This is a genomic window from Polynucleobacter kasalickyi (genome assembly GCF_900176405.1).
GTDB lineage: Bacteria > Pseudomonadota > Gammaproteobacteria > Burkholderiales > Burkholderiaceae > Polynucleobacter > Polynucleobacter kasalickyi.
The window spans coordinates 1-14724 of sequence record NZ_FWXJ01000008.1; the positions used below are offsets into that span (position 1 = coordinate 1).

The 14724-nt window shown below is 42.6% G+C and carries 16 protein-coding genes; 6 read left to right on the top strand and 10 right to left on the bottom strand.

What is annotated here, in order from left to right; translation table 11 throughout:
• Window positions 1-445: 445 nt before the first annotated feature.
• Together B8983_RS08155 and B8983_RS08160 are read left to right on the top strand one after the other, a co-directional pair.
• On the top strand, window positions 446-1378 hold the full coding sequence (locus B8983_RS08155; protein ID WP_084283661.1) for a hypothetical protein: 933 nt from the start codon (window positions 446-448) through the stop codon (window positions 1376-1378).
• The gene (locus B8983_RS08160) at window positions 1368-2255 is read left to right on the top strand and encodes a nucleotidyl transferase AbiEii/AbiGii toxin family protein (RefSeq protein WP_084283662.1); all 888 of its coding nucleotides are present in this window, start codon (window positions 1368-1370) and stop codon (window positions 2253-2255) included. Before B8983_RS08155 ends, B8983_RS08160 begins: the two co-directional genes overlap by 11 nt.
• Window positions 2256-2308: 53 nt before the next feature.
• Here the strand turns inward: B8983_RS08160 and B8983_RS14340 are convergent, their stop codons facing one another.
• The 5 genes from B8983_RS14340 to B8983_RS08180 all read right to left on the bottom strand — a co-directional run bounded on the left by B8983_RS14340 (window position 2309) and on the right by B8983_RS08180 (window position 4720).
• Window positions 2309-2560, bottom strand: coding sequence for a hypothetical protein (locus B8983_RS14340; RefSeq protein WP_369405849.1), 252 nt, complete (start codon window positions 2558-2560; stop codon window positions 2309-2311).
• Window positions 2557-2838 carry a hypothetical protein gene (locus B8983_RS14345; protein ID WP_369405850.1) on the bottom strand — a complete coding sequence of 94 codons (282 nt, stop codon included), beginning with the start codon at window positions 2836-2838 and terminating at the stop codon, window positions 2557-2559. The genes B8983_RS14340 and B8983_RS14345 overlap by 4 nt, the downstream gene beginning before the upstream one ends.
• The gene (locus B8983_RS08170; protein ID WP_084283663.1) at window positions 2835-3536 is read right to left on the bottom strand and encodes a helix-turn-helix transcriptional regulator; all 702 of its coding nucleotides are present in this window, start codon (window positions 3534-3536) and stop codon (window positions 2835-2837) included. Before B8983_RS08170 ends, B8983_RS14345 begins: the two co-directional genes overlap by 4 nt.
• Window positions 3537-3649: 113 nt before the next feature.
• Window positions 3650-4045: a Holliday junction resolvase RuvX gene (gene ruvX / locus B8983_RS08175; RefSeq protein WP_084283664.1), complete on the bottom strand. Its 396-nt coding sequence runs from the start codon at window positions 4043-4045 to the stop codon at window positions 3650-3652.
• 81 nt (window positions 4046-4126) lie between these two features.
• The gene (locus B8983_RS08180) at window positions 4127-4720 is read right to left on the bottom strand and encodes a YqgE/AlgH family protein (protein WP_084283665.1); all 594 of its coding nucleotides are present in this window, start codon (window positions 4718-4720) and stop codon (window positions 4127-4129) included.
• A gap of 130 nt (window positions 4721-4850) precedes the next feature.
• On the opposite strand from B8983_RS08180, the gene B8983_RS08185 reads away from it, so the two are divergent.
• The 4 genes from B8983_RS08185 to B8983_RS08200 all read left to right on the top strand — a co-directional run bounded on the left by B8983_RS08185 (window position 4851) and on the right by B8983_RS08200 (window position 9155).
• On the top strand, window positions 4851-6350 hold the full coding sequence (locus B8983_RS08185; protein WP_084283666.1) for a cryptochrome/photolyase family protein: 1500 nt from the start codon (window positions 4851-4853) through the stop codon (window positions 6348-6350).
• A 158-nt stretch (window positions 6351-6508) separates the two neighbouring features.
• Window positions 6509-7330, top strand: coding sequence for a symmetrical bis(5'-nucleosyl)-tetraphosphatase (locus B8983_RS08190; protein WP_084283667.1), 822 nt, complete (start codon window positions 6509-6511; stop codon window positions 7328-7330).
• A 207-nt stretch (window positions 7331-7537) separates the two neighbouring features.
• On the top strand, window positions 7538-7876 hold the full coding sequence (locus B8983_RS08195; RefSeq protein ID WP_084283668.1) for a helix-turn-helix transcriptional regulator: 339 nt from the start codon (window positions 7538-7540) through the stop codon (window positions 7874-7876).
• A complete protein-coding gene (locus B8983_RS08200; protein WP_143736141.1) occupies window positions 7863-9155 on the top strand; it encodes a type II toxin-antitoxin system HipA family toxin in 1293 nt (430 codons plus the stop codon). The genes B8983_RS08195 and B8983_RS08200 overlap by 14 nt, the downstream gene beginning before the upstream one ends.
• Window positions 9156-9194: 39 nt before the next feature.
• Here the strand turns inward: B8983_RS08200 and hemL are convergent, their stop codons facing one another.
• The 5 genes from hemL to B8983_RS08225 form a co-directional block, all read right to left on the bottom strand.
• Window positions 9195-10505, bottom strand: a complete 1311-nt coding sequence (gene hemL / locus B8983_RS08205) for a glutamate-1-semialdehyde 2,1-aminomutase (protein WP_084283669.1) — start codon at window positions 10503-10505, stop codon at window positions 9195-9197.
• Window positions 10506-10527: 22 nt separating this feature from the next.
• Window positions 10528-10698 (bottom strand): rubredoxin, encoded by a 171-nt coding sequence (locus B8983_RS08210; RefSeq protein ID WP_084283670.1) that lies wholly within the window; start codon window positions 10696-10698, stop codon window positions 10528-10530.
• A 177-nt stretch (window positions 10699-10875) separates the two neighbouring features.
• On the bottom strand, window positions 10876-12723 hold the full coding sequence (locus B8983_RS08215) for a THUMP domain-containing class I SAM-dependent RNA methyltransferase (protein ID WP_143736142.1): 1848 nt from the start codon (window positions 12721-12723) through the stop codon (window positions 10876-10878).
• 26 nt (window positions 12724-12749) lie between these two features.
• Window positions 12750-13187 carry a CopD family protein gene (locus B8983_RS08220; RefSeq protein WP_234986955.1) on the bottom strand — a complete coding sequence of 146 codons (438 nt, stop codon included), beginning with the start codon at window positions 13185-13187 and terminating at the stop codon, window positions 12750-12752.
• Between the two features lie 65 nt (window positions 13188-13252).
• Window positions 13253-14596 carry a glutamate-5-semialdehyde dehydrogenase gene (locus tag B8983_RS08225; protein WP_084283672.1) on the bottom strand — a complete coding sequence of 448 codons (1344 nt, stop codon included), beginning with the start codon at window positions 14594-14596 and terminating at the stop codon, window positions 13253-13255.
• Between the last annotated feature and the right edge of the window lie 128 nt (window positions 14597-14724).

Consider the following 14724-nt stretch of genomic DNA (forward strand, 5'->3'; position numbering starts at 1 on the left):
AAATAACCGACCAAGAAAAAGGTTAGGATTTAAAACACCCAACGAAGTTTTTATGCAGTCTGTAAAACGTGTTGCACTTCGTACTTGAATCCACGTAACATAATAAATACACGATAAAACAATTAATGTTACCGTGTAAATTACATGTTACATAACCCCATTATGAAATATAGTATATCTACCTTCTAATTGTTTGACGGTAGAAAATTACTGGTTTCGGTGAAATGTCAGCCTGTGATGGGATTGGATGATGGTGCCATTATTAATTTCTAATTTTTACAATTAAACATACCTTAAGGTGATAAAATACGTCCTAAGGACGTATTTTATCACCTTAAGTAATTAATAGTCAACAGTAAATTAATGTTTATTCTTACTTTAAACTGAATGTTTGCTTTTGTTTTATAAATATATTAAAATACGTCCTAAGGACGTATTTTAATATATGAAAACTGTTAATAAATTAAACGTAGTCAGTACCCAACTTTTAAACCAACTTACGCAAATGTTGGCATCACACAATGCGCCCGCAATCTCTACCTATGAGTTGGCTAGTCACGCTTTTATATTTGCCCAAAAACTGGATTGTGAGCTTACTGACTTTAAAGTCGTCTTCAAAGATCTTTGTAACCAACTTACCAGTATTTCCCTCCTTTCAGAAATACAACCCATCACTGAATCAAAAGGATATCTTTTATTTGGTCAAAATAAGGCCTCCCCTGCGGAGGTAATTTGTGGTCTAGACCCCTTTACCTATGTCTCACATTTAAGTGCCATGGAGTACCACGGCCTCACAGATCGCTTCCCAGTCATGTTATATGTCACACGACCTTCGCCTTCCGAATGGAAACTTCAAGCACAGTTACGCATGAATCGCGATCTTAACGAAAATCAAGAATCTTATTTGGCGGCTGGTCTACCGAGGCTAACTCCTACAAAAATTACTCGTTTAAATAAAACGTCTGTCCACTTTTGTGAGCGCTCACAACTCGGTGCATTTCGATTAGTCTCAGGCTCTAACCTAAGGGTCGCTACCATAGGTAGAGTTTTTCTAGAAATGATTCGTGAGCCAACGCTTTGCGGGGGCTTGCAGCATGTAGTGGATGTTTACTGTGCTGAAGCGAAGATCTACTTAAACCTCATTATTGATGAAATTTCTCGCCACGGTTTACCGATTGATAAAGTGCGAGCAGGTTATCTATTAACCGAAGTCTGCCACCTTGACGCTCCAGAATTTCAAGAGTGGGAAAAATTAGCCCAACGCGGTGGGTCTAGAAAGCTCGATCCAGATGGAGAGTACGCAGCCGCTTATTCAGAGCGTTGGAAATTGTCGATTAATCTTCCATCACTAACAGGTCCAACCTCTCATGATGAATAGTCCAATAGAGAGTCACATAGAGTCCCTTGATATACCTGCATGGGTAGCTAAAGCTTCGGCAAATAAGAGAAATTTTCGCGAGGCTGTTCACATCATTCTCACAGCAATTGGGCAATCGACTGCTCTACGGACCAAAATGATTATGAAAGGTGGCATGCTAATGGCGCTTCGCTACGAAAGTAGTCGATTTACTAAAGATGCTGACTTTTCAACTCGCGAACTATATATTCAAGGTAATGAAAAAGAGTTAATAGCAGAACTCGAAGTTCAGCTTGTCATAGCCAATGTAGAACTTTCTTATGACACAAGTTGCAAAATCCAACGTTCTGAACTAAAGCCAACTGGTCTAGATAAAACATTTCCGACACTGGCTCTAAAAATTGGATATGCTCCTAAAAGTAATGCAAGAGCAATGAGTCGCCTTTTAGCTAAGCAATCACCTACGGTAGTTGAAATCGATTACAGCTATAACGAAACCGTACTTGATACAGAGGTTCTTCAACTTGTCGATGGGTTGGAATTACAGGCGTATAGTCTTGTAAATTTAATGGCTGAAAAATACCGATCCGTACTTCAACAAACGATACGGAATCGAAACCGACGTCAAGATATTTATGACCTAGCTTTGCTTCTTAGCCATGTTGACCGTTGGACTCATGCTGAACGTGTCCAGCTTAGGTCTCTAATTGTGGCTTCGGCTGAACCCAAGGGAATTAAAGCTCAAGCAGATTCAATGACTGACTTGCGAATCAGAGAAATGGCAGCAAAGGGCTATGAAGATTTGGCGGCAGAAGTTGAAGAGCCTTTACCTGAGTTTGATAAGATTTATCAGCAAGTTCTTCAATTCTATGAAAGTCTACCATGGTCTCAACAGTGAGTTAGAGATTATTGAAATGAATTTTTATGCGATGGTAGGTCATGGATCTAAATTTACAAGGCTCTTGCCCAACGGCGAATCGTTGCGCGTAATCTTCGTTGATCATCCTCTTCAATCGGCATAGTCGTCACCAAATTTAGCGCATCTTCAACTCTTAGATAATCATATTCGAGTAAAGCCATACAAAACTCTCGATCCTTTTCACGACTTGCTATCGCCTTCGATAAAAAGAGGTCAAGAATATCTAGGCAGTATCCAACTCGATCATTCGTATTTCTATTCTGCACACGATGAACACGCCTCATCCAGTCCCTAGGTAATATCGCCGTGTCGGCCCTACTCCTTGAGCATAGTAACCATAAGTTTCATGAAAATATGATCCCTCGCCAATTGCACCATCAATCTTATCTGCTAAATCTGGAAAATCTAGTGGGTATATATCCGCTTCCATTGATACCGAAAATACCCTTTCAGGATTCGGTACAGGGCCCAACATGGACTGACTTCCGATGATTACAAACTCATACTGATCAGTTACATCAGCACTAGCACGGATGATGTGTTCGAGTTCTTCGCGCGTCATGGCAATTCCTTATAATTTTCTATAGACTCAAGAGTTTCGGTAGTATTATTCAGCACTACCCCTTTTTTAAGTGCGCTTACTTGGCTTAAGATATCAAGTCGTAATGGTTCCGGAATGATGGTCACTAGTGGTGAACTTTGCCTAAGTTGTTGGGCACGTCTTGTTCGGCCGAGAACTTTGCGCCATGACTGGGCTTTCAATATCTGTTGCCATTCAAGCCATAGGCTTGCGGAGCGAGTATCGCCAGTTTCGAGCCAATGTTGCAAAGTGCTTTCAGCCTGTAATACGAGCGTCGGGTCGTCCTTGGCTAGTCCTACAGCCGCCTCATGCAAGGCTAGACTTTGTAGATCTTGAAGTCGATGCCTAGCACTCTCTGCCAAAAAACGCACTTGGACTACAGGCGCAGGTCTTAGCGACCTTGCTGCTGCAGAGCCTTTTTTAGTGGCTTGCATGGTATCTCCGGCCAAAAGCGCTAGCTCCCCACTAACGCCTAAAACAGACATCACTCGAAGATAAGCGCCAATTGATGGGGAAGGGTCACCTGCCTCTATTGACCTTAGGGTATTACGGGTCAAATTTGCACGCAAAGCCACCTCAACCGTGCCTAGCCCTTGTGACTTTCGCAATTGCTTCAGTCGATCGCCTAGTTGTAATAACAACTGACGTTCTAAGATAGGTGCTATATCAGTATGATTCATTTGGTTATTATTTTAACCAAAATATCGGATTTTGGTCAATATTTTATCCAAATTATCAACATCGGAATCGCATAAAATGACCCGACATGCATCTATAAGTTGATTTGATGAAACTATTGTTGATTCTCAGCAAAATATTGCTCCAGAATCATTACCGCAGCCTGAGAATCGATATCCCCCGCTAAATCCCCAGCAACTGCCGAGGTATATCTTTCATCGATCCACACGACCGGAATATTGAGTCGACCATGTAATTGATTACCAAAGCGTGTTGCCTTTTTAGTCATCTCATGCGGATTACCATCCGGATGTCTTGGCAAACCAACCACTAGCAACTTAGTATCCCACTCTTTGATTAGTTGCCCGATTTGTTCAAAGGTATAATCAGCACTTTTATTTAAGATGGTTTTTAAAGGCTGAGCTTGGCGTAAAAAGGTATTACCAACGGCCACACCAATTCTCTTTTCGCCAAAATCAAAGGCTAAGATGGTGTGGCTCAAGACGGATATACCATTTGAGTTGGAATACTCTGGATAGATTGTTTAAAGAATTGCTTCATTAATTGCATCATCAGCTGCAATGCGGAGATCTTAAGCATGACCCACTTCACCACTTAGATGACTTGGATCAATGCCAATAATCGACATGACCTTCTGATACCTCTGTGCAAATGGTGTATCAAAAATAATCTCAGAAATCTTCTCAAGACTTGTTGAAACATTTAACCAACCATTGCGTGCAATCTCATCTTCTAACTGTCCAGCACTCCAACCTGAATAGCCCAGAGACATTAAAAACTTATTCGGCCCACCACCCTCGGAAACTGCCTCCAGCACATCTTTAGAAGTCGTCATGGCAAGACCCCCAGGAACTACCAAAGTAGAGGAATACTGCACATCTTCCACCTGCGAATGCAACACAAAGCCTCGCTCCGTTTGCACTGGTCCGCCCAAATAAACGGATTGCTTCATTAAAGGATCAATTTCTAATTTGAGATTAATTTTGTCAAATAGCCCATGTAAATTCAAATCGGTCGGACGATTCACGACCAGGCCCATAGCACCTTGTTGATTATGCTCAATCATGTACACAACAGTACCACTAAACCGATCATCTACCATACCAGGCATGGCGATAAGTAATTGGTTCGCGAGGTGACTTACATCTTCGGTCAGGTTTTTCATGCTTTAATTTTAGCGTAGTCTAGAATCGGTTTGCTCAAATAGGATGATGGTTTTTGTGGTATGGTTATTCACTTTTCTGTGAATTTCATCATTCATATCAATATTATTTCATTATCAAAAAGGTTATCTCATGGAGAAAGCACTCGTTTGGTTACGAAGGGATTTAAGAACCTTTGATCATGCTGCTTTATCAGCGGCACTCCAGGTCGCTGATCAGGTCTATCTTTGCTTTATTTTTGATACAAACATCTTAAATCCACTATTAGACAAGGGTCTAACTACGGATCGACGGGTTGATTTTATTTGGCAAAGTATTGGACAAATTCACGCTGAATTAATTGCAAAGAATCCCAAGAGTGGTCTGATTGTTCTCCATGGTAATCCGCAAGTATTGATTCCAGCGCTTGCGAAGGAGCTTGCCGTCGATGCAGTATTGACTAATCATGATTACGAACCAAGTAGCATTGCTAGAGACGCGCTAGTTGCCAATCAATTAAAAGACCTAGGCATTGACTTTACTAGCTATAAAGACCAAGTGATTTTTGAGCGCAAAGAAGTCTTAACCGGTGCAGGTGGCGTCTTCTCCGTCTTCACACCCTTTAAGAATGCTTGGCTCAAAAAATTAACGCCGCAGGATATTGCTTCGCAGGATTGCTTTACCTCGGAGCAACAATCTCAGCAACTCGCTCCCCTACCAAAAACCATCCTCGGTAAAGCCACAGAGATCCCAACTTTAGAAGCGATGGGCTTTACTCCCTCCAACATTCAGGAATTAATCCCCATTGGCATGCATGGTGCTAGTCAATTACTGAGTGATTTTGAAGATCGTATCCATCAATATCAAGCAACCCGAGATTTTCCGGCGATTAAGGGTCCTAGCTATTTATCCACCCATTTACGTTTTGGCACGGTATCGATTCGCGCCTTAGTGCGGATTGCGCATCATTTGATGCTAGCAGGAAGTGCAGGTGCGAGTACTTGGCTCTCAGAACTGATTTGGCGTGACTTTTATTTTATGATTTTGGCCAATCACCCACGTTTAGCCAGCGGTGTTTCCTTTAAACCCGATTATGACAAAATCACTTGGGAACAAGGTCTACTGCAAGAAAAGTTTTTTAAAGCATGGACTTTAGGCAAGACAGGCTATCCCTTAGTCGACGCCGCGATGCGTCAACTCAATACTTCTGGCTATATGCATAATCGCCTAAGGATGGTAACTGCTTGTTTTTTAATCAAAGACTTAGGTGTTGATTGGCGTTTAGGTGAAGCGTATTTTGCTGACCAGCTCAATGACTATGACTTCGCTGCGAATAATGGTGGTTGGCAATGGGCCTCCTCAAGTGGATGTGACGCTCAACCTTATTTCCGGATTTTCAACCCGATCACGCAGTCCCAAAAGTTTGATAAAGAAGGGAAATTCATTCGCAAATATTGTCCTGAGCTAGCGGGTTTATCGAATCAATCGATTCATGCGCCATGGCTTGCTGGGGAAATAGAACTACAAGCAGCCAAATTAGAACTTGGTAAAGACTATCCATTCCCCATCATCAAGCACGATGAAGCGAGGAAAACCACCTTATTGAGATACAGTGTAGTCAAAGCGGAAGCAAATTCTTCAACAAATGCATGATTTTGCGTAAAACCATTTAAAATTTCAATTGTTGTTGTCAGATATTTTCCAGTCAAAGTGTCTGACATATCACGAAAATTTCGAAGACCTTCACCGGAAGAAAAAGTTTCACCTGAACTCTAATGAATTACCAATATGACCTTTAAAAAGCGCCGAATATGAATCAAATTTACGCCATTGGTGATATACAAGGTTGCTCGACCCAATTAGACAACTTGGTGAATGAACTTCCATTCGGTTCAAAGATTATTTGTGTCGGAGATTTGGTCAATCGTGGACCTGATTCATTGGGAACACTCCGTAGGCTCAAAGCCTGGCAAGAGCTAGGGGATTGTGAATGCATCTTAGGTAATCACGACTTACACTTACTAGCCCGTGATGCTGGTATTCGCGGCCCTAAATCGCTTGATACCCTCGACGATATTTTACGCGCACCCGATCGACGTGAATTAATTGACTGGTTACGTAAGCGCCCCTTAGCCTTATTCGATGGCTTTAATTTATTTATCCATGCCGGTGTCTTGCCACAGTGGGGCATTAATCAAGTCATGGAACTAGCAGATGAAGTACAAAAGGCCCTCAAGCGGAAGAACTATGTTTCCTTTTTAGAGAGCATGTACGGCAACACGCCCACGAAATGGTCTAATACCCTTAAAGGGGAAGACCGCTTACGAGTCATCGTAAATGCTTTTACTAGAATGCGGTTTTGCTCCAGCAAAGGTGAAATGGACTTTGCCAGTAAAGAGGGGATGGGAACTGCACCAAAAAATTTCTACCCTTGGTTTAATGTGCCAAAACGAAAAACAGAGAATCTACGGATTTATTTTGGTCACTGGTCTACGATGGGACTCGTCCAAAAGAAAAATATTATTGGTTTGGATACAGGTTGTGTTTGGGGCGGAAGTCTCACGGCCATGTCCTTGGATGAAGAACCACAAATGATTCAAACACCTGGTTTAGTCAAACACGTGGCGTTTTAATACCTTTATTGTTCTTTACAACCACTTTTAGCATCCTATTTTCAGATATTTTTGATTCATTAATAAATCATTTGAACCCTTATGAATCATTAATGAATCAATTTTACTTGTTTTATTGTTGAAAGTTCTGTAATATTGAACGAAGATATGTTGCTGTCATTTGATGTTCCAATCATTTGCAGCGCTATTCATTGATGAGGTAAAACTATGGTCAAACCAATCGCACGACCCTATTCACAATACAGTCTTCAAGGTCTTGAATTGTTGGGATCGCTAGTACATGAGGCACGCATTAATAAAGCCCTCACAACCACGGATTTGGCTGCGCGCGCTGGCATTTCAAGGTCATTACTACAGCGTATCGAGCGCGGAGATCCCAATTGCTCTATCGGGGCAGTATTCGAAGTTGCTTCCATCTGTGGTGTACCTTTGTTTAACGAAGAGCAGCGAGGGCTAAATGCTTCCTTACTCCACCAACGAGAAAAATTAACATTATTACCAAAATCTGTGAGGTCCCATCTCAAGGAAGTGAATGATAACTTCTGAATTTCATTCAGCCTATTCTGAAGCGTATGTCTGGTTTTGGCTACCAAACGCAATAGAACCTGTTGTGGCGGGCTTACTCACTAAACAAGGTGAGCAATTAGTATTTAACTATGGACGTAGTTATTTGGCTCGGGCTGATGCTATTTCTTTATATAGTCCAGAATTGCCTCTTCAGACTGGTAGTATTCCTTTGGTACCTGGATTATCCATACCAAGTTGTCTGCGAGATGCGTCACCCGATGCATGGGGACGACGAGTATTAATGAACCGTAAACTAGGGTTAAGAGGGACAAGTACTTCCAACTTTGAATTAGATGAGTTAACTTACCTTCTCGAGTCTGGTTCAGATCGGGTCGGGGCTTTGGATTTTCAACTTACCCCAACCCAATATTTACCTAGACAAACGCAACAACCTTTATTAGAAGAGTTACTAATCGCGGCAGAAAAAGTGGAACGTGGGATTGTGCTCAATCCGGATCTTGAGCAGGCCTTATTGCATGGTACCTCACTGGGTGGTGCTCGACCCAAGGTTTTATTGCATGACGGTCAACGCAAATTGATCGCTAAATTTTCTGCAAGTTATGATCTTTATAGCATGGTGAAAGCAGAATTTATCGCTATGCGTTTGGCGCAAAAAGTTGGTCTTGATGTAGCTCCAGTAGAACTTCGTACCGTCATGGGTAAAGAAGTACTATTAATCGAGCGTTTTGACCGAGTTCATCAGGATGTTGGCTGGAGTAGACGCGCTATGGTATCGGCACTCACTTTATTTGAGTTAGATGAAATGATGGCTGCTTATGCTAGTTATGAAAAACTTGCCGAAATAATTCGCCATCGCTTTAAAGACCCATTGGCAACATTGCGAGAGTTATTTTCTAGAATTGTTTTTAATATTTTAAGTGGCAACACCGACGACCATGCTCGTAACCATGCTGCATTTTGGGATGGGCATCAGTTGATTTTGACTCCAGCCTACGATATTTGCCCACAATCACGCTCAGGTCAGCAGGCTTCTCAAGCGATGCTCATTCATGGCAGGGATCGAAGTAGTCAACTGGCAACTTGTATTACTGCTGCTCCAGTTTTTTTACTTGGAAAAGAAGATGCCATTAGCATCATTAACCATCAAATACGTGTTATCGAAGAATCTTGGCAGGGCATTTGTGATGAAGCCAAACTTAGTCAGGTAGACCGTACATTCTTTTGGCGGCGTCAATTCCTTAATCCCTTTGCATTTCTGAATGCGCCAGAGGAGGTACGAATTCCATCTTCGAATTGAGACTCTTCAACGCAACAGCGTTAAAGAATTCATTTTCATTTAAATCTTCGAGAAAGCCACCTTCGCCGCAACTAACATTTTCTCAATGACGCTATCATTGTGCTCAATCGATAAGAAACCTGCCTCATAGGCTGAAGGTGCCAAGTAAACCCCCTCATCCAACATCGCGTGGAAGAAGCGCTTAAATTTCTCCATATCAGATTTGGTAATATCTTCCAAAGATTGTGGCTTTTCTTTGGCAAAGTAGATACCAAACATACCGCCCACATGATCTGTCGAAAAATCGTGCCCCGCCTCTTTAGCTAACTGCTCGAGACCTTTGAGTAACTTACTAATGTTGTTGCTAAGCTCAGTGTAAAAACCTTCTCTACTCACCAAATTGAGCGTTGTAAGACCCGCAGCGACCGCTAATGGATTACCTGATAAAGTACCCGCCTGATAGACATTGCCAATCGGTGCTAATTTTTGCATGATGTCTCTGCGACCACCAAATGCAGCCATCGGCATCCCACCACCCATGACTTTACCTAAGCAGGTTAAATCGGGAGTGATCCCGTGCAAACTTTGCGCACCACCGAGAGCGACTCTAAAACCAGTCATTACTTCGTCGTAAATCAACAAGGCACCATGCTGAGTCGTTAGACTCCGCATCGCTGCAATAAACTCTGGTGTCATTTGCACGAGGTTCATATTGCCAGCAATCGGTTCAACAATTAGTGCCGCAATTTCTGGGCCAAACTGGGCAAAAGCATGCTCAAGCGCCGCTAAATCATTAAAGGGTAAAACTAAAGTATGTTTAATCACATCTTGTGGCACGCCACCGGAGGAAGGAGCATTTTTCGATAAATCGATATCCTCACTCTCCTCTGCAAATGTCAACAAACCCGATCCTGCTTTGACTAAGAGGCTATCTGCATGGCCGTGATAGCAACCTTCAAATTTCACAATCAAGTCCCGTCCTGTAAATCCGCGAGCCAAACGCAGCGCACTCATCGTTGCCTCGGTACCGCTCGAGACTAAACGTACTTGTTCGATACTTGGCACGAGCTGCGTAATTTTCTCAGCCATCAAAATCTCTGCTTCTGTCGGAGCACCATAGCTAAAGCTATTTTCAGCGGCGACTTGTACCGCTTTAACAACTTCAGGATGTGCATGTCCAAGAATCATTGGACCCCATGAACCAATGCAATCAATATATTGTTTGCCTTCCACATCCCAAATATAGGCACCCTTTGCTTTACTAATAAAGCGAGGTGTACCACCTACCGAGCGAAAGGCTCTAACAGGAGAGTTTACGCCCCCAGGGGTAGTGATTTGAGCGCGTTCAAATAAGGATTGATTGGTTGCCATAGGATATTGTTATCTGTTCAAATTAAAAAGCCATCATTTCAAAATCTTCTTTACGTGCGCCACACTCTGGGCAAGTCCAGTTCACTGGCACATCTTCCCATTTGGTGCCTGGTGCAATGCCCTCATCTGGTAGGCCTGCTTCTTCATCGTAGACCCAACCGCAAATCAAACACATGTATGTTTTAAATTCCATTTGAAATTCCTAGTGATAATAATATTTGTACTATTGTATTAGTTCTGTCTCGTCTATTTCTTTTTCTAAACTCTATCTTAGCCCAATTCAATGGCAACTCCTGAGTGATCCTTTTGAGAAAGGATCACTCAGTTAGTTCATTCTCAATTCGTTCATTCTCAGTTCGATCATTTTCAATTAACTCTCTGTTGGGTCATTCGTTTGAATCGGAGTTTGTTCTTGCCGCTTCTGAAATTCACGAATTTCGAACCGGAACAGGCGGCACTCAATCGAGCCATTAAATAATGGGGTACGCTTGGTTTCTTTCATGCGCATTTGCCCTGGTAAACCCATATCTGCTGTCAAAATATCAATCTGCCAACCAGCAAACTCTTCTTTGAGATGTCGGCCAAACTTTGATAAGAAATCGACAAAGGCTGGATCCGTAAAATTCTTTGGCAATGGATCTCGTGCGCCGCGCATTTTCTTTTCTGGCTCGACAACCTCATAAGTATCTTCCTCGTAGCGTGCACCACGACCACCCTTCAACTCAATCCGCTCGCCATACGGTGGATTAAACAACATCACACCAGGATTACTCATCTGAGACTTAAAGGGAGATTTCACCATGAGCGCATCTACTTGGCGCACATTGGGTTGACCAGGTAGTCTTGCCATCCGCCAGTTGTGGCGCACTACTCGAATCATCTGTTCATTAATGTCAGAACCGGCAATCTGCAGAGGTACCTCTTGATAACGTTGCATCTCCAGTTGAGCCACTTTCTTGAGCAAACCCCATAGTTCTTTTTCCGGCTGGGTTTGGAATGGCTTCAATCTTAAAAATCCGAAGCCTTGATAAACACCAACCAGGTCTACGCGGCTCGGCTTGAACTTTAAAGTTTTATTTGAGCCGGCGAAGTATGCCTCACCACCCTTTTTTTCAAAACGACTTTTTGAGGTGCGGCTAGCGTCTTCGGGTTCAGCTTTTTGCACTCTTTTCGGTACTATTGGCATCAAATCTTGTGGCGTTGTTTTTATTTCCAGTGGCTTACCGGAATCTACCAAAATTGGTGCTGACCAAACTGGTTTAGTACTTGCCGACTGTTCCTCAGAAACAGCTTGAGGAGTATCCTGCGCAGATTGACTTAAAGACTCTTTTTGAATCTCCTCATCCTCATCTGCATCTGCATCTGCATCCGCATCTGTATCCACATCATTGAGCAAAGTATCGGTATACGCTTTACGGACCGGCTCAACGCCCTGGTCTTCAGGTTCCAATTCTTCCATCAATCCGGCGCGAATAGCACCTGGCGGAATATGTCTGGCGATTTGTGCGGCCTCAATCAAAAACGTACCACTACCGCACATCGGATCATACAAAGGTTGCTTGGCTTGCCAACCCGTGAATGCCAAAATCCCTGCAGCCAGATTTTCTTTTAAAGGAGCCGCACCTTTTTCATCGCGCCATCCGCGCTTAAAGAGCGCCTCACCGGAGGTATCCAGATAAATCGAAATATGCGTGGCATCTAAAAACGCCATAATTCTGACATCTGGTGTGCCGGTCTCAATACTTGGACGCTCACCGCATAGATCTCGAAAGCGATCACATACCGCATCTTTAATGCGCAAGGTAATAAAGTTTAAGCTTTGTAAATTGGAGCGCTGAGCGGTTACATCCACGCGGATGGTTTGACTTACATCAAACCAATCTTCCCAGCTAAGTCCCTTCGTGACCTTATAAATATCATCTTCTTTTTTATAAGGACAATGAATGAGTTGCAAGAGGACTCTGGAAGCAATACGACTATGTAAATTAATCGCCATCGCTAGACCCAATGTGCCACTGACCTCAATCCCACCACTAGGCTTGATCGGCGCATCCCCTAAAAACACATTCTTGATGGATTTAGCGAGAGGTATTGCTTCTGGCTTACTCAGCCCAAGCTGTTGCAATTCCTCTTCATCCATACAATGGGTCGTAATTGATACTAGTTCCTCATATAAGGGAACTTCTAGTCCTCTGGGACAAACAACAAAATATTTCAAGCGAGATCTTTAATCAAAGTAAAACATCAAAAGGGTTTAAGAATCACCAAGATGACAATAATCGTCAATAGTACGACAGGGATTTCATTAAACCAACGGAACCATACATGGGACTTCGTCACAGTCCCTGCTACAAATTTTTTCACCATAGCACCACACATATGGTGATAACCAATTAAAAAGATGACAAGTAATAATTTAGCGTGCATCCAAGCAGTACCTGGACTTCTACCAACACCAAAATATAACCAAAGAATCAAGCCAAAAATTAAGGCTGGAATCATCAAAATATTCATAAAGCGATAGAGCTTTTGGGCCATCGCAATCAATCTTGCCTGCACTTGTGGATCTTTATCCATCGCCAAATTCACAAAAATTCTTGGCAAATAAAACAAACCGGCAAACCAAGAAGTAATAAAAATAAGGTGCAGTATTTTGACCCATTGATAACCAACCATGCCCATCTCAACCCCTTTAGTAAACTATTTCTCATGGCCCAAAGCGGACCTGTTTCATACCAGTATGCCGCTTAACCCCGAATAGAGCCGTTGCCCTTAACAATATATTTTAGCGAAGTAAGTCCTTCCAAACCTACTGGTCCACGGGCATGCAGCTTGTCATTAGAGATGCCAATTTCTGCCCCGAGTCCATACTCAAAGCCATCAGCAAAACGGGTACTGGCGTTGAGCATCACACTTGCACTATCCACCTCTTTTAAGAAACGATCGGCAGTGATGGTATTTTCTGTCATGATGGCATCGGTATGGTGACTACCATAGTGATTGATATGGTCAATCGCTTCATCCAGATTTTCTACGACTTTAATCGACAGAATCGGTGCTAAATACTCGGTTGTCCAATCTTCTTCAGTAGCGTCAACCAGTGCACTCATCCCATCAAAGCCCGCCTGAGCAAGGACACCTTTAGTTTTACGATCCACCCGTAATTCGACACCTTTGTCTTGATAAATCTTACATAATGGCGCCATGATTCGTGGGGCAATTTTGGCATGTACCAACAAAGTCTCCATCGCATTACAAGGCGAATAGCGTTGTGTTTTGGCGTTATCGCAAACGGTAATCGCTTTACTCATGTCCGCTTCCGCATCGACATAGGTATGACAGATACCGTCTAAGTGTTTAATCATCGGTACGCGAGCATCTTGCATTAAACGAGCAATCAGACTCTTACCACCGCGTGGCACAATCACATCGATATACTCCGTCATCGTAATCATTTCACCAACTGCGGCACGGTCGGTAGTTTCAATCACTTGTACACCATCCTCAGGTAGTCCCGCTCTTTTTAGACAATCTTGGATAATTTTGGCTAAAGCAGTATTGGATTCAATTGCTTCTGAACCACCCCGCAAAATAGTAGCATTCCCCGACTTAATACATAAAGCGGCTGCGTCGATGGTTACATTCGGACGAGACTCATAAATAATGCCAATCACACCAAGTGGCACACGCATTTGACTAATATCAATCCCAGTCGGACGACTGCGATGATTTAACACTTCACCAATTGGATCCTGTAAAGCGGCAATTTGTTCTAAACCTTCTATCATGCCGTTAATGGCCTTATCACTCAGCGTTAAGCGATCAATAAAAGCTGCATCTTGACCAGCTAATTTAGCTCTTTCGATATCCCTCAAATTCACCTCTTTTAAGAGAGGTGTTTGTAAGCGAATCGCCATCCCCATTTGCAAAAGTGCTAAATTCTTTTGCTGTGATGTGGCTTTAGCCATGGCGCGTGATGCGGCTCTGGCTTTTTTACCAATAACAGTCAATTGCTCATGAATTGCTTGTAAATTCGCTGAGCTACTTGTTGTTGGGGTCGTATTGTTTACGCTTGGATCAGATGTAGACATATAGGTTTAAAAATCGTCAATGAACTAGATGTGACTATTTTCCACTATTTAATTCAAATTGACTAATTTCTTGTTTTATTCGTTAGATCCAATCTTCTAATAAATTGGATTACTCATTTGTCGTACCA